Origin of the sequence: Streptomyces djakartensis, assembly GCF_014651075.1 — a bacterium.
Lineage (GTDB): Bacteria > Actinomycetota > Actinomycetes > Streptomycetales > Streptomycetaceae > Streptomyces > Streptomyces djakartensis.
In genome coordinates this window covers 408,692-427,321 of the sequence record NZ_BMWE01000002.1, presented here as the reverse complement: position 1 = coordinate 427,321, position 18,630 = coordinate 408,692, and the positions used below count along the sequence as shown (strand labels likewise).

16 protein-coding genes are annotated in these 18,630 nt (G+C 71.8%); 8 read left to right on the top strand and 8 right to left on the bottom strand.

Annotated features, from left to right (window positions below; translation table 11 throughout):
- Nucleotides 1–43: 43 nt before the first annotated feature.
- Complete coding sequence (locus IE212_RS05445; protein ID WP_190196530.1) at nucleotides 44–1,768, top strand: BCCT family transporter; 1,725 nt, start codon at nucleotides 44–46, stop codon at nucleotides 1,766–1,768.
- Nucleotides 1,769–1,853: 85 nt separating this feature from the next.
- On the opposite strand, the gene IE212_RS05440 is transcribed toward IE212_RS05445, so the two are convergent.
- Nucleotides 1,854–2,804, bottom strand: a complete 951-nt coding sequence (locus IE212_RS05440; protein WP_190196529.1) for an FAD-dependent oxidoreductase — start codon at nucleotides 2,802–2,804, stop codon at nucleotides 1,854–1,856.
- Nucleotides 2,805–2,870: 66 nt separating this feature from the next.
- Between IE212_RS05440 and IE212_RS05435 the strand changes: the two genes are divergently transcribed.
- Both IE212_RS05435 and IE212_RS05430 read left to right on the top strand, forming a co-directional pair.
- A complete protein-coding gene (locus IE212_RS05435) occupies nucleotides 2,871–3,893 on the top strand; it encodes an oxidoreductase (RefSeq protein WP_190196528.1) in 1,023 nt (340 codons plus the stop codon).
- Between the two features lie 52 nt (nucleotides 3,894–3,945).
- Nucleotides 3,946–5,586, top strand: coding sequence for an ABC-F family ATP-binding cassette domain-containing protein (locus tag IE212_RS05430; protein ID WP_190196527.1), 1,641 nt, complete (start codon nucleotides 3,946–3,948; stop codon nucleotides 5,584–5,586).
- Between the two features lie 126 nt (nucleotides 5,587–5,712).
- On the opposite strand, the gene IE212_RS05425 is transcribed toward IE212_RS05430, so the two are convergent.
- The 4 genes from IE212_RS05425 to IE212_RS05415 all read right to left on the bottom strand — a co-directional run bounded on the left by IE212_RS05425 (nucleotide 5,713) and on the right by IE212_RS05415 (nucleotide 10,224).
- Nucleotides 5,713–8,094 carry a Tex family protein gene (locus IE212_RS05425; protein WP_190196526.1) on the bottom strand — a complete coding sequence of 794 codons (2,382 nt, stop codon included), beginning with the start codon at nucleotides 8,092–8,094 and terminating at the stop codon, nucleotides 5,713–5,715.
- A gap of 102 nt (nucleotides 8,095–8,196) precedes the next feature.
- Nucleotides 8,197–8,328, bottom strand: a complete 132-nt coding sequence (locus IE212_RS35385; protein WP_268250573.1) for an LPFR motif small protein — start codon at nucleotides 8,326–8,328, stop codon at nucleotides 8,197–8,199.
- 124 nt (nucleotides 8,329–8,452) lie between these two features.
- Nucleotides 8,453–9,322: an SCO6745 family protein gene (locus IE212_RS05420; protein ID WP_190196525.1), complete on the bottom strand. Its 870-nt coding sequence runs from the start codon at nucleotides 9,320–9,322 to the stop codon at nucleotides 8,453–8,455.
- A 146-nt stretch (nucleotides 9,323–9,468) separates the two neighbouring features.
- Nucleotides 9,469–10,224 (bottom strand): enoyl-CoA hydratase/isomerase family protein, encoded by a 756-nt coding sequence (locus tag IE212_RS05415; protein WP_190196524.1) that lies wholly within the window; start codon nucleotides 10,222–10,224, stop codon nucleotides 9,469–9,471.
- Between the two features lie 218 nt (nucleotides 10,225–10,442).
- Between IE212_RS05415 and IE212_RS05410 the strand changes: the two genes are divergently transcribed.
- Complete coding sequence (locus tag IE212_RS05410) at nucleotides 10,443–10,949, top strand: ATP-binding protein (protein ID WP_190196625.1); 507 nt, start codon at nucleotides 10,443–10,445, stop codon at nucleotides 10,947–10,949.
- A gap of 44 nt (nucleotides 10,950–10,993) precedes the next feature.
- On the opposite strand, the gene idi is transcribed toward IE212_RS05410, so the two are convergent.
- From idi to galE, 3 genes are all read right to left on the bottom strand, one after another.
- Nucleotides 10,994–11,587, bottom strand: a complete 594-nt coding sequence (gene idi, locus IE212_RS05405) for an isopentenyl-diphosphate Delta-isomerase (RefSeq protein WP_190196523.1) — start codon at nucleotides 11,585–11,587, stop codon at nucleotides 10,994–10,996.
- A gap of 295 nt (nucleotides 11,588–11,882) precedes the next feature.
- Entirely contained in the window at nucleotides 11,883–12,821 is a 939-nt protein-coding gene (locus IE212_RS05400) for a cation diffusion facilitator family transporter (protein WP_190196522.1), read from the bottom strand.
- A gap of 145 nt (nucleotides 12,822–12,966) precedes the next feature.
- Nucleotides 12,967–13,938 carry a UDP-glucose 4-epimerase GalE gene (gene galE, locus IE212_RS05395; protein ID WP_190196521.1) on the bottom strand — a complete coding sequence of 324 codons (972 nt, stop codon included), beginning with the start codon at nucleotides 13,936–13,938 and terminating at the stop codon, nucleotides 12,967–12,969.
- A 321-nt stretch (nucleotides 13,939–14,259) separates the two neighbouring features.
- Between galE and IE212_RS05390 the strand changes: the two genes are divergently transcribed.
- The 4 genes from IE212_RS05390 to IE212_RS05375 are packed head-to-tail and all read left to right on the top strand — an operon-like array spanning nucleotide 14,260 to nucleotide 18,629.
- Nucleotides 14,260–16,074 (top strand): DUF5941 domain-containing protein, encoded by a 1,815-nt coding sequence (locus IE212_RS05390; protein WP_190196520.1) that lies wholly within the window; start codon nucleotides 14,260–14,262, stop codon nucleotides 16,072–16,074.
- Nucleotides 16,071–16,823 (top strand): phosphocholine cytidylyltransferase family protein, encoded by a 753-nt coding sequence (locus IE212_RS05385; protein WP_190196519.1) that lies wholly within the window; start codon nucleotides 16,071–16,073, stop codon nucleotides 16,821–16,823. Before IE212_RS05390 ends, IE212_RS05385 begins: the two co-directional genes overlap by 4 nt.
- Nucleotides 16,811–17,872 carry an iron-containing alcohol dehydrogenase family protein gene (locus IE212_RS05380; RefSeq protein ID WP_190196518.1) on the top strand — a complete coding sequence of 354 codons (1,062 nt, stop codon included), beginning with the start codon at nucleotides 16,811–16,813 and terminating at the stop codon, nucleotides 17,870–17,872. Before IE212_RS05385 ends, IE212_RS05380 begins: the two co-directional genes overlap by 13 nt.
- Complete coding sequence (locus IE212_RS05375) at nucleotides 17,850–18,629, top strand: CDP-alcohol phosphatidyltransferase family protein (protein ID WP_190196517.1); 780 nt, start codon at nucleotides 17,850–17,852, stop codon at nucleotides 18,627–18,629. Before IE212_RS05380 ends, IE212_RS05375 begins: the two co-directional genes overlap by 23 nt.
- The last annotated feature ends 1 nt before the right edge of the window (nucleotide 18,630 follow it).

The following is an 18,630-nucleotide window of genomic DNA, read 5'->3' as shown; positions in this document are numbered from 1 at the left end:
GAGGACTTACGTGCCTCCTACGTCCCAATGAAAGGTGCCGCCTGTGACGAACGACCGACCAAGCGATCACAGCCCCCCTGCGGGAGGCACGCTTCCGGGTTCGGAAGCGGGCCTCCCCGGTCAGGAACGGCCCAGAACCGACCGGATAGTCTTCGGCGTCACCGCGGCGCTCACCCTCGCCTTCGTGGTCTGGGGTGCGGTGGCGACCGACTCGCTCGAGGACGTCTCCACCAGCATGCTCAGCGGGCTGATGCACAACGGTGGCTGGGCGTTCATGCTCGCCGCCTCCGGCTTCGTCGTGTTCGCCCTGTGGCTCGCGGCCAGCCGCTACGGGCGCATCCACCTCGGAGCGGAGGGGGAGGAGCCCGAGTTCCGCACGGTGTCCTGGGTCGCGATGATGTTCAGCGCGGGCATGGGCATCGGCCTGATGTTCTACGGTGTGAGCGAGCCGCTCTCCCACTACTCGACCGCCCCGCCGGGCACCAATCCGGCCGACTCCGGCGACCGCATGGAGACGGCCATGGCCACCACCCTGTTCCACTGGACGCTCCATCCCTGGGCGATCTACGCGGTGGTGGGTCTCGGCATCGCCTACAGCACCTTCCGCAGGCGGCGGCGCCAGACCATCAGTGCCGTCTTCACCCCGCTCATCGGCGAGAAGCACGCGAACGGCGCCGCCGGCCGTGTCATCGACATCCTCGCGATCGTCGCGACCGTCTTCGGTTCGGCCGCCTCGCTGGGGCTGGGCGCGCTGCAGATCGGCTCCGGAGTCCAGGAGCTGAACTGGATGGACAAGGTGAGCACCGGGCTGCTCGTCACGATCATCGCGGTGCTGACCCTGGCCTTCGTCGCGTCCGCGGTCTCCGGTGTGGAGAAGGGCATCCAGTGGCTGTCCAACACCAACATGGTGCTGGCGCTGGTGCTCGCCCTGTTCGTGTTCGTCGCCGGTCCGACCATCATCGTCCTCGACCTGCTGCCGACCTCCGTCTTCGCCTACCTCGGCGACCTGCCCCAGCTGGCCGGCCGTACGGAGGCCAGCGGCGGGGAGGGGGTCGCGGACTGGCTCGGCAGCTGGACGGTCTTCTACTGGGCCTGGTGGATCTCCTGGACGCCGTTCGTCGGCATGTTCATCGCCCGCATCAGCCGGGGCCGCACCATCCGGCAGTTCGTCGGCGGCGTCATCCTGGTGCCCAGCACGGTCAGCCTGATCTGGTTCGCGATCTTCGGCGGCTCGGCGATGAAGATGCAGGAAGACGGGCGGCTCGGCAAGGAGGCGACCGCCGAGGGCCAGCTCTTCGACGTGCTCCAGCAGTTCCCCGTCGCGACCGTCACGAGCCTGCTCGTGATGATCCTCGTCGGCATCTTCTTCGTGTCGGGAGCCGACGCGGCGTCGATCGTCATGGGCACCCTGTCGCAGAAGGGCGCGCTCGAACCCGGGCGGTTCGTGGTGGTGTTCTGGGGTGTGGTCACCGGTGCGGTGGCCGCGATCATGCTTCTCGTCGGAAGCGGTCAGGGTGATGCCCTGACCGGTCTGCAGAACCTCACGATCCTCGCGGCGGCCCCGTTCGTCGTCGTGATGACCTTCATGTGCGTCGCCCTCATGCGCGACCTTCGCCGTGACCCGGTCATGGTCCGCGAACAGATGGGCTCCGAGGCCGTCGAGCAGGCCGTCATCGCCGGACACGAGAAGTACGACGGCGAGTTCGAGTTCCGCGTCGGTCCGGGTCGCGGCCCGGACGTCGAGGGAGACCCGATCGGCAAACACTGACCGGTGACCGAGCGGCCCGGCCTCTGGGCCCGGGCCGCTCGGTCCCCTCCGCCTGCTGTGTGTGACCGCGGCGGCTCGGTGGTGTTCAGGCGAGTGCCAGTCCGGCCGCCTCCTCCGCGCACCCCCAGGCCACCGTCACCCCCGCGCCGCCATGGCCGTAGTTGTGCACCAGCAGGCGCCCGCCGGGCAGCGGTTCGCTGTCCAGGCGCACCGCCGGGCGGGTGGGCCGCAGCCCGACCCGGTGGGCCAGCACCCGCGCCCCCTCGAGCTCCGGCCGCAGCGCGGCGCAACGGCGTACGATCGCCTCAGCCGTCGCGGGGTCCGGTTCCAGCGACCAGACGCCCTCCTCCGCCGTACCGCCCAGGACGAGTCCGCCCGGCTGCGGGAACATGTACGCGTACTCCCCGGCCGCGTCGGAGGAGACCAGCCAGGTGTCGATGCCGGGGTTCTCGACGACGACCAGCTGCCCGCGTACGGGAGTCACGGACTCGTCCGGCACCAGCTCCCGCGCGGCCAGGCCCGCGCAGTTGACCACGACCGGTGCCTCGACCTCGGCGAACGAGGTCACCGTGCGCTCCTCGACCACCCCGCCGGCCGCCACGAACCGCTCCCGCAGCCACGGCAGATGCGCCGACATGTCGATGAGCGGCAGCCGGGCCCGCACTCCGGCGCCCGCATACTCCCCGGCCGAGGTGGCGCGCAGCTCCGGCACCCGCCCCGCCAGCCACGCATCGACGTCGTCGAGACGCGTTTCGCCCAGCACCCCGTCGACCACGCGTACGCCGCTGCGCCCGGCCGACTCGGCCAGCTCCTGGTACACCCGCAGCGACCGCAACGCCCACGCCCGCGCCGACGCCACCGGCTCGATCCGGTACGGCCACCACAGCGCGCCCGCGACCGCCGAGGTGGTCGCCTCGACGGAGTCCCGCGTCCACACCCGCACCCGCCGCCCGCGCTCGGCGAGCACCACCGCGGTCGCCAGTCCGACGACCCCGCCGCCGACCACCACGATCTCGCCACCGCGCTCACCGCCCATGCCCGGACCGTAGCGGAATGCGTCCCGCCGTGCTCACATCACGCACGGTGTGGGAATACTCACCCCATGTGTGCCGAGTACGCGACCTTCGGCCTGGCCCCCGCGACGCGGGCCGGCGGCGTCCGCACCGACGGTGGTTACCAGGTCCACCGCGACTTCGTGGACTTCATCGTCGACGGACGCCCGCTGCTGTTCCAGCTCTCCGACCTCGACGCGGTCTCCCCGCTCGCCTCCGACGTACCACCCGCGATCTTCACCGCCCAGGTCCGCAGCCTGCTCCTGGAGAGCCCGGCCCCGCTGCCGGGCGGCCGGTACGTCGTCTACGGATGCCCCGAGTGCGAGGACCTGGCCTGCGGTGCCGTCACCGCGGTCATCCGCCGGGACGGCGAGGACTTCCTGTGGCGGGACTTCGCCTGGCAGACCGGCGAGCACGCCGACCTGGACCTCAACGCCTACCACGGCATCGGCCCCTTCCGCTTCCGCGGCGCCGAGTACCGCGCGGCACTGACCGCCCTGCTCGACGGCTCCGCCCCGGACACCCGGCGCCGGGTCCTGCTCATCGGCTCCCGCGTCGCCGTCCTGGCCAAGCTCGCCGCCGCGTTGCGCACCATCGGCGTCGGCGCCGACATCACCCACGACGTCGACGCGGTGCCCGCCGACGAACTGAGCCGCTACGACGCCGTCGCCTTCGGCCCCGGCGTCGGCGAGCGGGAACGGGCCGCCGTCCGGCGCGCCTTCGAGGACGCCCGGGTCCCGGTCACCTGCGTCGACGGCCTCGCCCCGATCGTCCCCCTCCTCGTCGCCCAGATCGAACACGCCCTGGACCGCGGCCCGGCCGAGCGGCGCCGCCTCACCGGTCTGACCGCGGACGGGGGGACGGCGGACATCGACGTCACCTCCGCCTGCCGGGTCACGCTCACCGCCTACCGCCTCGACCGGCTCGCCCGCCCTCACACCCGCGAGATCTTCGACGGCGTCCTCGAACCGGGCCGCCACCGCGTCGCCCTCGGCGCCAAGAGGATGAGAGGGCGGTCCTACCTGGTGGCGCGCACCTCCACGACTGTGCTGGTGACCGCCGTGCCCCACTGAGAACAGGCAGGCACCCGGACCGGCCGCGGCGGCGATTAGGATCAGCGACCTGATGACTGCCACCCTCGTCGCCAAGAACCTCGCCGCCGGGCACGGCGACCGCTCCCTGTTCACCGGCCTCGACCTCGTCGTCGCGCCCGGTGACGTGATCGGTCTGGTCGGAGCCAACGGTGCGGGCAAGTCCACCCTGCTCAGGATGCTCGCCGGCCTCACCGCGCCCGAGCAGGGCGAACTGCGGCTGTCCCCGCCGGCCGCCACCGTCGGCCACCTGCCGCAGGAGCCCGAGCGCCGGCCCGGTGAGACGGTACGCGGGTTCCTGGCCCGCCGCACCGGCGTCGCCCAGGCCCAGCGGGCCATGGACGAGGCGACCCAGGCCCTGGTCGAAGGGGCGCCCGGCGCCGACGACGCCTACGCCACGAGCCTGGAGCGCTGGCTCGGCCTCGGCGGCGCGGACCTCGACGAACGCGCAGAGGAGATCGCCGACTCGCTCGGGCTCGCGGTCGACCTGGACCAGCCGATGACGTCCCTGTCCGGCGGTCAGGCGGCCCGCGCCGGCCTCGCCTCCCTGCTGCTGTCCCGCTACGACCTCTTCCTCCTCGACGAGCCGACCAACGACCTCGACCTGGACGGCCTTGAGCGCCTCGAACGCTTCGTGAGCGGCCTGCGCGCCGGGACGGTGGTCGTCAGCCACGACCGCGAGTTCCTCACCCGCACCGCCACCAAGGTCCTCGAACTCGACCTCGCCCAGCGGCAGATCAACCTCTACGGGGGTGGCTACGAGGCCTACCTGGAGGAGCGTGAGGTCGCCCGCCGGCACGCCCGGGACGAGTTCGAGGAGTACGCCGACAAGAAGGCGGCCCTCCAGGACCGGGCCCAGACGCAGCGCGCCTGGATGGACAAGGGCGTGAAGAACGCGCGCCGCAAGGCGGGCAACGACAACGACAAGATCGGCCGCAAGTTCCGCAGCGAGGCCAGCGAGAAGCAGGCCGCGAAGGCCCGGCAGACCCAGCGCATGATCGAGCGCCTGGAAGTCGTCGAGGAGCCCCGCAAGGAGTGGGAACTGCGCATGGAGATCGCCTCCGCACCCCGCTCGGGCGCGGTCGTGGCGACCCTGCGGGACGCCGAGGTGCACCGCGGTGACTTCGTACTCGGCCCGGTCTCCCTCCAGATCGACCTCGCGGACCGGGTCGCGGTGACGGGCGCGAACGGCGCCGGCAAGTCCACGCTGCTCGCCGCCCTGCTCGGCCGTGTCCCCCTGCACTCCGGGCACGCCGCCCTCGGCTCGGGCGTCCTGCTCGGCGAGGTCGACCAGGCCCGCAAGCTCTTCCACGGCCAGGAGCCGCTGCTCGACGCCTTCCGCGCGGCCGTCCCGGACACCGAACCGGTCGAAATCCGCACCCTGCTGGCCAAGTTCGGTCTGAAGACCGACCACGTCCTGCGTCCCGCGGCCACGCTCTCCCCGGGCGAGCGCACCCGGGCCGCCCTGGCGCTCCTGCAGGGCCGGGGCGTCAACCTCCTCGTCCTCGACGAGCCGACCAACCACCTCGACCTGCCCGCCATCGAGCAACTGGAGGCGGCCCTCGACTCCTACGAGGGCACCCTCCTGCTCGTCACCCACGACCGCCGCATGCTGGACGCCGTACACCTGACCCGCCGTCTGGAGGTGGCGGACGGCAAGGTCACCGAGCGCTGACAATACGTCAGGCGGGTTCCCACCGGGGGAGGAGATGGCGCGAAGCGCCCCTCCCCGGGGGCGCGGGGAACTGCGCGACCAGCCACAACGGCCCCGCAGCTCCCCACAACCCCTCCGACGGAACCGTCAGCGCCTGCCACCCTTGGGATCCACCAACCCGGCCCGGCGCAGAGCATCGGCCATCGCACTGTTGGCCGGCGGCGGCGCCTGACGCGAACCACCGCCCTGGCCGCCGCGCCCGCCGCCCTGCCGCTGCTGCGGCGGACGCCCGCCGCGCTGCCGGCGCTCACCGGAACCGCCGCCCTGCCCCTGCGGGGCCGCCTCGTCGTCCAGCCGCAGCGTCAGCGAGATCCGCTTGCGCGGGATGTCGACGTCGAGGACCTTCACCTTGACGATGTCACCGGGCTTGACCACGTCCCGCGGGTCCTTGACGAACGTCTTCGACATCGCGGAGACGTGCACCAGCCCGTCCTGGTGGACACCCACGTCGACGAACGCCCCGAAGGCGGCGACGTTCGTCACCACGCCCTCCAGGACCATCCCGGACGACAGGTCGGAGATCTTCTCGACGCCCTCCTTGAAGGCGGCCGTCCTGAACGCCGGGCGCGGGTCGCGGCCGGGCTTCTCCAGTTCCCTGAGGATGTCGGTGACGGTCGGCAGACCGAACGTCTCGTCCACGAAGTCCTGCGGCCTCAGCGAACGCAGCACGGAGGTGTTGCCGATGAGACCGGCGACCTCCTGCCCCGCCGTCTTCACCATGCGCCGGACCACCGGGTACGCCTCCGGGTGCACACTGGACGCGTCCAGCGGATCGTCACCGCCGCGGATGCGCAGGAAGCCCGCGCACTGCTCATACGCCTTCGGGCCGAGCCGCGTCACCTTCTTCAGCTCACCCCGGGACTTGAACGGGCCGTTCGCGTCCCGGTGCGCCACGATGTTCTCGGCGAGCCCGGAGGTGATGCCGGAGACCCGGGACAGCAGCGGCGCCGACGCCGTGTTGACGTCCACGCCCACGCCGTTCACACAGTCCTCCACCACCGCGTCAAGCGAACGCGACAGCTTCACCTCGGACAGGTCGTGCTGGTACTGGCCGACACCGATCGACTTCGGGTCGATCTTCACCAGCTCGGCCAGCGGGTCCTGGAGCCGCCGGGCGATCGACACGGCGCCGCGCAGCGAGACGTCCATGTCGGGCAGCTCCTGCGAGGCGAACGCCGACGCCGAGTACACGGACGCGCCGGCCTCGGACACCATCACCTTCGTGAGGTTCAGCTCCGGGTGCTTGGCGATCAGTTCCCCGGCCAGCTTGTCGGTCTCGCGTGACGCCGTGCCGTTGCCGATGGCGATCAGCTCGACCGCGTGCTCCTTCGCGAGCCGGGCCAGCTTGGCGATCGCCTCGTCCCACCGGTTGGCCGGGACGTGCGGGTGGATGACGTCCGTGGCGACGACCTTGCCGGTCGCGTCGACCACGGCGACCTTCACACCCGTACGGAAGCCGGGGTCCAGGCCGAGCGTGGCGCGCGTGCCGGCGGGGGCTGCGAGCAGCAGGTCGCGCAGGTTCGCCGCGAACACCCGCACCGCCTCGTCCTCGGCGGCGGTGCGCAGCCGCAGCCTCAGGTCGATGCCGAGATGGACGAGGATGCGGGTGCGCCACGCCCAGCGGACCGTGTCCGTCAGCCACTTGTCGGCGGGGCGGCCCCGGTCGGCGATCCCGAACCGGTTCGCGACGATGCCCTCGTACGACGACGGGCCGTCGGTCGGCTCCTCGGGCTCCAGAACGAGGTCGAGGACCTCCTCCTTCTCGCCGCGCAGCATGGCGAGGACGCGGTGCGAGGGCAGTTCGGTGAACGGCTCGGCGAAGTCGAAGTAGTCGGCGAACTTCGCCCCCGCCTCCTCCTTGCCCTCTCGCACCTTGGCGGCCAGCCGCCCGCGCACCCACATCCGCTCGCGCAGCTCGCCGATCAGGTCGGCGTCCTCCGAGAACCGCTCGGTGAGGATCGCCCGGGCGCCGTCGAGGGCGGCCTGCGGATCGGCCACGCCCTTGCCGGCGTCGACGAACGCGGCGGCCGCGGCGAGGGGCTCGACGGACGGATCGCCGAGCAGCCCCTCCGCCAGCGGCTCGAGACCGGCCTCACGCGCGATCTGCGCCTTGGTGCGCCGCTTGGGCTTGTACGGGAGGTAGATGTCCTCCAGGCGCGCCTTGGTCTCGGCACCCCGGATGCGTGCCTCGAGCTCCTCGGTGAGCTTGCCCTGTTCGCGCACCGACTCCAGGATCGCGGTCCGCCGCTCCTCCAGCTCCCGCAGATAGCGCAGCCGCTCCTCGATCGTGCGCAGTTGCGCGTCGTCGAGCATCTCGGTCGCTTCTTTGCGGTAGCGGGCGATGAAGGGCACCGTAGAACCGCCGTCGAGCAGTTCCACGGCGGCCCTGACCTGCCGCTCCCGCACGCCGAGTTCCTCGGCGATCCTGCCTTCGATGGACCCTACTTCGAGGGACCCGGGTGTCGTCACGTCCCGTACCGCCTTCTCCACTGAGGTTGCGCGGCAATTGTGGCAGGTGGCACGGACACTCGGGGGCCAGGGCGGCACCCGGCACGTCGGAAGTGACCCCGATCAGGCCCTGCGGCCGTGGGCGGTGGAGGAAGCCCCGCCGAAGAGCCGGGCCAGAGCCCGGAAAGGCAGTGTCACGACGGTGGCGATGGCGCCGCCGATCTGACGCAGTACATCTGCGATGGCACGGAACACGTAACTCTCCTCTCCTCTCCCGGCCGCTCAGGCCGGGAGAGACCGGGTACCTCGCCATCGCCTCACCATGCGTTACGGCGACACTTTGTCCCTGGCGCGGTTCACGGCCGGGGCGCGGCGGGCCTCACGCCTTGCCCAGCAGATCAGCCGGATAGGCCCCCGCCGTGACCGCCGCGTGCGCGAACGCCCCTCCCAGATCGGTCAGCCGGGCCACGCCCTCCGGGCCCAGGTGCTCGTACGGGGCCCGGTCGAGGCGGTCGGTCTCCCGCTCGATCTCCTGCCGCAGGGCGGCGCCCCGCTCGGTGAGCTCGCCCGCCCCGTCCAGCAGTCCGCGCTCACGCAGCCGGTCCGTCGCCGCGTCCCAGTCCTCCTGGCTCCAGCCGCGGGTGGTGAACACCCACTTCGGTGTCATGCCCTTGCCCGTCGCCGTGTGGGTCACCATCGCCTCCAGACCGTCGAGCCCGGCGGACATCAGCACGGCCAGGTGCCCGTCGCCCCGGTGCTCGCGCAGCAGGGTCGCCGCGTGCCAGTACGCGAGGTGCGGCTCCTCGGGGACGGGCAGGTCGGCGTGGGCGGCGTAGAGCGGCCTCGCCCCGCGTGAACAGGCCTCGGTGGCGCGCAGCGCGAGCCGGGCGGCCTCGGCCATCTCCGCCGACGCCAGGGTCTGGTCGCCCAGCAGGCGGCGCAGTGTCGCGTCGACGGCGCGCGTGCGTGCCGCGAGCACCTGGCCGGGCGTGGCGCTCTCCCACACCGCCGGCACGTGCCGGGCCACCAGCTCGTACTTGTAGTTGTAGAAGGCGGCCGCCACCGCCCCGGCCCCGACGGGCCCGAGGGCGGCGGCCCGGACGGCGAAATTCACCGCGTGGGGACGGGTGATGCCGACGGCACCGAGCTCCCGTCCCAGGTCCGGCGAGAAGTAGTGCGTCGCGTGCAGGGAGTTGAGCACGTTCTGGCAGCGTCGGCCGGCGAGCGGCTCAAGGGCGGCAGTCGTCATGCCCGGCAGATTACCAACCGCTTGGTATGTCCTCCATGGTCGTGCGCCTCGTGGCAGGAAGGGGGGCTCGTCGCCGCCGGACTACGCGGGATCACCGGAGAAGGCCCCCGCCCGCCTCGTCGGACTGCTCCGCTCGCACGCCGACGTCATCCTGACGTAGGGACACTCCAGCCGAACCGCGGCCGCCTGCGCTCCAGGAACGCGGCGACCCCCTCCGCGGCGTCGCCGCCGGCGCGCGCCTGCCCGGCCCAGTACGCGTCCCGGTCCCTGCGCCCGTCCGCGAACTCCTTCGCCGCCGCCTGCGTCAGCTGCGAACGGGAGACCAGGATCCGGGTGAACTCGGCGATCCGCTTGCCGAGATCGCCCTCGGGCACCACCTCGTCGGCCAGGCCGGTGCGCAGCGCCCGGTCCGCGTCGATCAGCTCGCCGGAGAACAGCAGGTACTTGGCGGTGGCCGGTCCCACGAGGGACACCAGCCGCCTGGTCGACGACGCCGGGTACACGATGCCGAGCTTCGCGGGTGTCACACCGAACAGCGCCCCCTCCTCGGCGAGCCGCAGATCACAGGCCGCCGCGAGCTGCGCCCCGCCGCCCACGCAGTGCCCGCGCACGGCGGCCAGCGTCGGCTTGGGAAACGCGGCGAGCGCCTCCTCGGCCGCCACGGCCAGCCGTTGCGCCTCCTCCGGTGAACCCCGCAGCGTCGAGATGTCGGCACCGGCGCAGAACGTGCCGCCCTCTCCGGTGAGCACCAGCGCCCGCACGTCCGGATCATCCGCCAGGGTCTGGAGCAGCGGCGGCAGGGAGCTCCACATCGCCGCCGTCATGGCGTTGCGCTTCTCCGGATGGCGTATGACGACGGTCGCGACCGAGTCGGTCACGCTGTACAGCAGCTGCGGCTCCATGGGCCGGATGCTATCCGGTGGTCAAACACGTACAACCCGAATAGTTCGCCGAGACGGCACAACAGGGACAGGACCAGTCCCACAACTGACCGTGTCATACGCCAATGGTCAGAAGTGCTCGATAGTTGCTGACTTCTGTTCAGTCCCGGGGTCCGCATCGCATCGTTACCAACACTCGAGAGGTGGCGACTATCGAGCGCGAGGGTGGCGAGCGGACGATGGACAACGACGGGCGCGGGTTTGGCCCACGCCCAGAGGGCGGCGCGGCGCCCCTCGGCCCCGGGCCCGCGCATCCGCTGCCGTACGAGGGGGTCTGGCGTTTCACCGCTCCGGCGGTCGAAGCCTCGGTACCGCAGGCACGGCACGCCGTACGGGACCTGCTGCGGCGTCAGGGCGTGCCGGTCTCGGACGATCTCGCCCAGGGGCTGCTGCTGATCGTCTCGGAGCTGGTGACGAACGCCGTGAAGCACGCGGCTGTGCTGTCGCCGACGATCGCGGTCGAGGTGGCCGTCGGGGCCGAGTGGCTGCGTGTGTCCGTGGAGGACAACCACCCGTACCGGCCCAGCGCGCTGGAGACCGACCACGGCCGGACCGGCGGACGCGGACTGCTGCTGGTGCGCGAGATCACCCGGGAGGCGGGCGGCACGTGCGAGGTCGAGCACACCGCGAGCGGCGGCAAGGTGATCTGGGCCGCCCTGCCGCTCAAACCCGTGCACTTTCCTTAGGAGGCCTCACCCGCTCCACGGGGGTGTCACCCTTCTGAGCGCCGTCACCAGCCGGCCGACGACCCCGTCAGTTCCCTGATCGCCGGCCGGGCCGCGTCCAGGACGGTCATGAACCAGGACGAGAAGGTGTCCTTGGCGTGCCGCTCCGCCAGCTCGGGCGGGGTCACGAAGGCCGTCGACGCCACCTCCTCCGTATCCGGCCGCAGCACCGCCTGCACCATGCCGACGAAGAGGTGGTTGTACTCCTGCTCCACCAGCCCCGACTCCGGGTCCGGATGGTTGTAGCGGACCGTGCCTGCCTCCGCCAGCAGGGACGGGGAGGCGCCGAGCTCCTCGAAGGTCCGTCGCGCCGCCGCCGCGAAGGGCGCCTCGCCCGGATAGGGATGGCCGCAGCAGCTGTTCGACCACACACCGGGGGAGTGGTACTTGCCCAGCGCGCGCTGCTGGAGCAGCAGCCGGCCGTACTCGTCGAAGAGGAACACGGAGAACGCGCGGTGCAGCTGACCGGGCGGCTGGTGGGCGGCGAGCTTCTCCGCGGTGCCGATCGTCACGCCGTCCTCGTCGACCAGTTCCAGCAAAATCGCGTCTGCGGTGCCGTTCGACGGGTTGTGCGTCGCGGTGGCAGGTGTGATCGGCATACCCATCCTTCACATCGGTCTTCGCGCCCCAAGTCTGCCGTACGAATCCGGCACTCCCGGCACTTCACGGCCCGCCCGCATGTCCCGCCCGACGGCGCGGAGCGCGGGCGGCGCCGCTCCGCCGCCGGGAGAGGCACCCAGTAGCTGATCGTGCCCGGCCGGGTGGACCGAAAATCGTCCTTGCCGGTGCGGGGAGGGGGCAGGGCGCGGGCGTGCGCCGTAGCGCCGCGTCCCCCGGCGCACTCGCATCCGAATGCGCCCCACCAGTCACGGCCGCCTCACAGAACACTCCCCGTCAGTGACAGAGGTGCGCCTCGTGCTCCGCGTGACCGCTCGGCTCCAGCTGGAAGGTGCAGTGCTCGACGTCGAAGTGGCCGCCGAGGCAGTCCTGGAGTTCGTGAAGCATCTTCTCGTGCCCGATCGCGCTCAGCACGTCCGAGCTGACGACCACGTGCGCCGACAGCACCGGCATGCCGGACGTGATCGTCCAGGCGTGCAGGTCGTGGACGTCCTCGACCCCGTCGGTCGCCAGGATGTGGGCCCGTACCTCCGCCATGTCGACACCCTTGGGGGCCGCCTCCAACAGCACGTGCAACGTCTCGCGCAGCAGTTTCACGGTCCGCGGCACGATCATCAGCGCGATGACGAGCGAGGCGACGGGGTCGGCGGCCTGCCAGCCGGTCAGCATGATCACCCCGGCCGAGACGATCACCGTGACCGAACCCAGGGCGTCCGCCGCGACCTCCAGGAACGCGCCCCGCACGTTCAGGCTCTCCTTCTGTCCGCGCATCAGCAGCGCCAGCGACACCATGTTGGCGACGAGGCCGATGGCACCGAACACGATGGCGAGCCGTCCCTCCGTGTCCGCCGGCGTGATGAAGCGCTGGACCGACTCGTACACCACATAACCGCCGGCCCCGAGCAGCAGCAGACAGTTGGCCAGGGCGGCGAGGATCTCCGCGCGGGCGTAGCCGAACGTGGCCTGGTCGCTGGGCGGGCGGTTCGCGAAGTGGATCGCGAGCAGCGCCATGCCCAGGCCCAGGGCGTCCGTCGCCATGTGCGCCGAGTCCGCCACGAGCGCGAGCGAGTCGGCGAGGACGCCACCGACGATCTGGACGACGACGATGCCGAGCGTGATCGCGAGCGCGATCCGCAGCCTGCCGCGGTACGCCGAGGTCGCCGTGGAGCCGGCCGCCGCGCCGTGCGCGTGCCCGTGATCGTGACCAGCCCCCATGAAGGCCGCCCTCCTCTGTGCGCCGTGATCGGTTTCACCGGGCCCCAGTGAACTACGGGGAGGGGGTATGTGCAACGCGGCACTGAACACCGTTGTCATCTCCCCTGACCTGCGGAAACGATGTGCAGGTCAGGCGGCCCGCCCGTCAGCGTGAGTGGTGCAGCAGCCAGCCCCGCCAGGCCGACTCGGCCATCTCGCGCACCCCGCGCCGCGCGGTCCAGCCGAGTTCCGCTGCCGCCCGGTCCGCCGAGGCCACCGCTCGCGGCGCGTCCCCGGGGCGGCGCTCCTGCACGAGCGGTGGCCGCCGGTCGCCGGTGACCTCGCCGATGACCGAGATGAGCTCGCGCACCGAGACGCCCTCGCCGCGGCCGATGTTGACCGTCAGATCGCCCGCGGCGTTCCCCGCGGCGAGCCGCCGGGCCGCCGAGAGATGCGCCTCGGCCAGGTCGGCGACGTGAATGTAGTCACGGACGCAGGTGCCGTCCGGGGTCGGGTAGTCGTCGCCGAAGATCCTCGGTGCCTCGTCGCGCGTGAGCCGGTCGAAGACCATCGGGACGATGTTGAAGACGCCGGTGTCGGCCAGTTCCGGCGCCGCGGCGCCCGCCACGTTGAAATACCGCAGACATACGGTGGAGATCCCGTGTGCCCGGCCCGCCGCCCGCACCAGCCACTCCCCGGCGAGTTTCGTCTCGCCGTACGGGTTCACCGGCGCGCAGGGCGTGTCCTCCGTGATGAGGTCCACACCCGGGTCCCCGTACACGGCCGCCGACGAGGAGAACACGAAGCGCTCGATGCCCGCCGCGGCGACCGCGTCCAGCAGGGTCGCCAGACCGCCGACGTTCTCCCGGTAGTACCGCGTCGGCTGCGCCACGGACTCCGCGACCTGCTTGCGCGCCGCGAGATGCACCACACCCGTCACGCCGTGCTCGGCGAACACCCGCTTCAGCAGCTCCCCGTCGAATGAGGAGCCCTCCACGAGGGGCACCTCGGACGGGAGCCGCGCGGGCACCCCGGCCGAGAGGTCGTCGAGCGCGACGACGCGCTCCCCGGCCTCGGTCATGGCCCTGGCCACATGGGCCCCGATGTAGCCGGCCCCGCCGGTGATCAGCCAAGTCATGGTCGCCCACCTTAAGGGGTCCTTTCGCCGTGCCCGTCCGGGTCGCGCGGCCGAGGGGCCGCAACGACCGCACCCGGCGCGATGTCCCCGATGTCCGGTCTGGGAGCGCGGTTTGTGGGCCGGGCCCCGGATCCACGATGATGATCGCGGCGGTGGCTGGTGCGAACCACGTCGATCGATCTGCCGAACGGGTGGTGAACGCGGCCTTCCCGGCATCCGATAGCCTCTGCCGACGATGCCGCCCGGGAGCCACCGGCGCGGGACGCCCCCACCATGTACAGCACCGGCGCGGACGCGCCGGTACCCAGGGAGTGAGTTCGGTTGCCGACCGCCATCCTCACCGGTCAGCCGGTCCCCGGTTCGTCGATCGAGGGTGATCTGCGCTCCCTCGGCTTCGACGTGCGGACCGCGTCCGACGCCGCCGAGGCCGAGACCCTGCTCGCCGGCGTGCCGGGCGACGAACGGGTCGCGCTGGTCGACGCCCGGTTCGTGGGGCATGTGCACGCGCTGCGCCTCGGCCTCACCGATCCGCGCTTCCCGCTCGCCGCGATCCCGGGCGCCGTCACCGCGCAGTCCGCCGGCCGCCAGGCCCTGACCCGGGCGATGGCCCGCGAGAACTCGGCCGGCGGCGGCACCACCCTGGTCGAAAGCCTCGCCGACCGCATCCTCACCGCCCTCGACGCCGACGGCACCGACGTGCACCGCCCCGAACTGGGCAGCCTCGTCGCGACCGTCCCGGGCGATCCGCAGGCGCGCAACGAGGCCCGGCAGGCGGTGGCGGACGTCGACGACGAGGCCGTACGCCTGAAGTCGGCCGTGAAGTCACGCGACGGGTTCTTCACCACCTACTGCATCAGCCCGTACTCCCGCTACATCGCCCGCTGGTGCGCCCGCCGCGGCCTGACCCCGAACCAGGTCACCACCGCCTCACTGCTCACCGCCCTCATAGCGGCGGCCTGCGCGGCCACCGGTACCCGCGGCGGCTTCGTCGCGGCCGGCGTCCTGCTCATCGCCTCCTTCGTACTGGACTGCACCGACGGCCAGCTCGCCCGCTACTCCCTGCAGTACTCCACGCTCGGCGCCTGGCTCGACGCCACCTTCGACCGGGCCAAGGAGTACGCCTACTACGCCGGCCTCGCCCTCGGCGCCGCCCGCGGCGGTGACGACGTGTGGTCCCTCGCCCTCGGCGCCATGGTCCTGCAGACCTGCCGGCACGTCGTGGACTTCTCCTTCAACGAGGCCAACCACGACGCCACCGCCAACACCAGCCCCACCGCCGCCCTCTCCGACAAGCTCGACAGCGTCGGCTGGACGGTCTGGGTGCGCCGCATGATCGTCCTGCCGATCGGCGAGCGCTGGGCGATGATCGCCGTGCTGACCGCGGTCACGACCCCGCGGATCACCTTCTACGCGCTGCTCATCGGCTGTGCCTTCGCGGCGACGTACACCACGGCGGGCCGCGTGCTGCGCTCCCTGACCCGCAGGGCCCGGCGGACCGACCGGGCGGCGCGGGCGCTGGCGGACCTCGCGGACAGCGGGCCGGTCGCCGACGTCCTAGCGCGGATTCTGCGCAAGCTGCCCGCCAAGCCGCCGTTCGGCGCCCGGTTCCTCATCGCCCTGCCCGGCGCGGTCCTGCTGGTCCTCACGGCGGCGCTCGAGCCGTACGGCAGCGCGCTGCCCGTCGCCGCCGCGGCCCTGTACGCGCTCACCTCGGCGGCCGCCGTCGCGCTGCCCCTCAAGGGCGCCCTCGACTGGCTCGTTCCGCCGCTGTTCCGCGCCGCCGAATACGGCACCGTCCTGGTCCTCGCGGCCAAGGCGGACGTGGACGGAGCCCTCCCCGCGGCTTTCGGGCTGGTGTCGGCGGTCGCCTACCATCACTACGACACGGTGTACCGCATCCGCGGCAACGCCGGAGCGCCCCCCGCCTGGCTGGTGCGTTCCATCGGGGGGCACGAGGGACGGACGTTGCTCGTCACCGTCCTCGCCGCGCTGCTCACCGCCTCGCAGTTCACGCTCGCGCTCACGGTCCTCGCCGTGGCCGTGGCCCTGGTGGTGCTCGTCGAGAGCATCCGCTTCTGGGTGTCCGCCCACAAGGGTGGCGCGCCCGCCGTACACGATGAAGGAGAACCCGCATGATCGGCCTCGTGCTGGCGGCCGGCGCCGGACGGCGTCTGCGCCCCTACACCGACAGCCTTCCCAAGGCGCTGGTGCCGGTGGGTCCCGCGGGCATAGAGGGCGAACCCACGGTTCTCGACCTCACCCTCGGCAACTTCGCCGAGATCGGGCTCACCGAGGTCGCCGTCATCGTCGGCTACCGCAAGGAGGCCGTGTACGCGCGCAAGGAGGCGCTGGAGGCGAAGTACGGCCTCAAGCTCACCCTCATCGACAACGACAAGGCCGAGGAGTGGAACAACGCCTACTCCCTGTGGTGCGGACGTGACGCCCTCAAGGACGGTGTGATCCTCGCCAACGGCGACACCGTCCACCCGGTCTCCGTCGAGAAGACGCTGCTCGCCGCCCGCGGCGACGGCAAGAAGATCATCCTCGCCCTGGACACGGTGAAGCAGCTCGCCGACGAGGAGATGAAGGTCGTCGTCGACCCCGACAAGGGGATGACGAGGATCACCAAGCTGATGGACCCGGCCGAGGCCACCGGCGAGTACATCGGCGTCACCCTCATCGAGGGCGACGCGGCCCCCGAGCTGGCCGACGCGCTCAAGGCCGTCTGGGAGACCGATCCCCAGCAGTTCTACGAGCACGGTTACCAGGAGCTGGTGAACCGCGGCTTCCGTATCGACGTGGCGCCGATCGGCGACGTCAAGTGGGTGGAGATCGACAACCACGACGATCTCGCCCGGGGACGGGAGATCGCGTGCCAGTACTGACCCGGCTCATCCCCTCCCCGCTCGTCGTCGACATCCGCCCGGGCGCCCTCGACGACCTGGCGTGCGTCCTCGCCGACGAGCGCATCTCGCACTCCGGCCGCCTCGCCGTCGCCGTCAGCGGCGGCTCCGGCGCCAAGCTGCGTGAGCGCATCTCGCCGAGCATGCCCGGCGCCACCTGGTACGAGGTCGGCGGCGGCACCCTCGACGACGCGGTCCGGCTGGCGAGCGACATAAAGGCCGGCCACTTCGACGCGGTCGTCGGCCTCGGCGGCGGCAAGATCATCGACTGCGCCAAGTTCGCCGCGGCCCGCGTCGGCCTGCCCCTGGTCGCCGTGCCCACGAACCTCGCGCACGACGGCCTGTGCTCGCCGGTCGCCACCCTCGACAACGACGCGGGCCGCGGCTCCTACGGCGTGCCGAACCCGATCGCGGTCGTCATCGACCTGGACGTCATCCGTGAGGCCCCGGTCCGCTTCGTCCGCGCCGGTATCGGCGACGCCGTCTCCAACATCTCGGCGATCGCCGACTGGGAGCTGGCGAACCGCGTCAAGGGCGAGCGCATCGACGGCCTCGCCGCCGCCATGGCCCGCCAGGCCGGCGAAGCCGTGCTGCGGCACCCGGGCGGCATCGGCGACAACGCCTTCCTCCAGGTGCTCGCCGAGGCGCTCGTCCTCAGCGGCATCGCCATGTCGGTGTCGGGCGACTCGCGGCCGTCCTCCGGGGCGTGCCACGAGATCAACCACGCCTTCGACCTGCTCTACCCGAAGCGGGCCGCCGCCCACGGCGAGCAGTGCGGACTCGGCGCGGCCTTCGCGATGTGGCTGCGCGGAGCGCACGAGGAGTCGGCGTACATGGCCGAGGTGCTGCGACGGCACGGGCTGCCCGTGCTGCCGGACGAGATCGGCTTCACCACGGACGAGTTCGTCAAGGCCGTCGAGTTCGCCCCGGAGACCCGGCCCGGCCGCTACACCATCCTCGAACACCTCGACCTGAACACCGAACAGATCAAGGACACCTACGCCGACTATGTCAAGGCCATCGGTAGCTGAACTCCGCCCCGTCGTTCACCCCGCGGGGGTGAAGGACCGGCGCAGCGGTGAGCACTGGATGGGACGCCTCTACATGCGCGAGGTGTCCCTGCGGGTCGACCGCTACCTGGTGAACACCAGGGTCACGCCCAACCAGCTCACGTACCTGATGACCGTCTTCGGTGTACTCGCGGCCCCGGCACTCCTCGTGCCGGGGATCACGGGCGCCGTGCTCGGCGTGGTGTGCGTCCAGATGTACCTGCTGCTGGACTGCGTCGACGGCGAGATCGCGCGCTGGAAGAAGCAGTACTCCCTCAATGGTGTCTACCTGGACCGCGTCGGCGCCTACCTCACCGACGCCGCCGTGCTCACCGGCTTCGGCCTGCGCGCCGCCGACCTGTGGGGCAGCGGCCGCATCGACTGGCTGTGGGCCTTCCTCGGAACCCTGGCCGCCCTCGGCGCCATCCTGATCAAGGCCGAGACCGACCTGGTCGGCGTCGCCCGGCACCAGGCCGGCAAGCCGCCGGTGAAGGAGGCCGCCGCCGAGATGCGCTCCTCCGGTATGGCACTGGCCCGCAAGGCCGCCGCCGCCCTGAAGTTCCACCGCCTCATCCTCGGCATCGAGGCGTCCCTGCTGATCCTGGCCCTGGCGATCGCCGACCAGATCCGCGGCGACCTGTTCTTCACCCGCCTGGGCGTGGCCGTGCTCGCCGGCATCGCACTCGTGCAGACCCTGCTGCACCTGGTGTCGATCCTCGCCTCCAGCAGGCTGAAGTGAG

Coding starts and splice junctions, on each gene's coding strand:
- IE212_RS05440 (WP_190196529.1), bottom strand. CDS start 2,804: ATGGGCGGTGAGCGCGGTGGCGAGATCGTGGTGGTCGGCGGCGGGGTC.
- IE212_RS05435 (WP_190196528.1), top strand. CDS start 2,871: ATGTGTGCCGAGTACGCGACCTTCGGCCTGGCCCCCGCGACGCGGGCC.
- IE212_RS05430 (WP_190196527.1), top strand. CDS start 3,946: ATGACTGCCACCCTCGTCGCCAAGAACCTCGCCGCCGGGCACGGCGAC.
- IE212_RS05420 (WP_190196525.1), bottom strand. CDS start 9,322: ATGACGACTGCCGCCCTTGAGCCGCTCGCCGGCCGACGCTGCCAGAAC.
- IE212_RS05415 (WP_190196524.1), bottom strand. CDS start 10,224: ATGGAGCCGCAGCTGCTGTACAGCGTGACCGACTCGGTCGCGACCGTC.
- IE212_RS05410 (WP_190196625.1), top strand. CDS start 10,443: ATGGACAACGACGGGCGCGGGTTTGGCCCACGCCCAGAGGGCGGCGCG.
- idi (WP_190196523.1), bottom strand. CDS start 11,587: ATGCCGATCACACCTGCCACCGCGACGCACAACCCGTCGAACGGCACC.
- IE212_RS05400 (WP_190196522.1), bottom strand. CDS start 12,821: ATGGGGGCTGGTCACGATCACGGGCACGCGCACGGCGCGGCGGCCGGC.
- galE (WP_190196521.1), bottom strand. CDS start 13,938: ATGACTTGGCTGATCACCGGCGGGGCCGGCTACATCGGGGCCCATGTG.
- IE212_RS05385 (WP_190196519.1), top strand. CDS start 16,071: ATGATCGGCCTCGTGCTGGCGGCCGGCGCCGGACGGCGTCTGCGCCCC.
- IE212_RS05375 (WP_190196517.1), top strand. CDS start 17,850: ATGTCAAGGCCATCGGTAGCTGAACTCCGCCCCGTCGTTCACCCCGCG.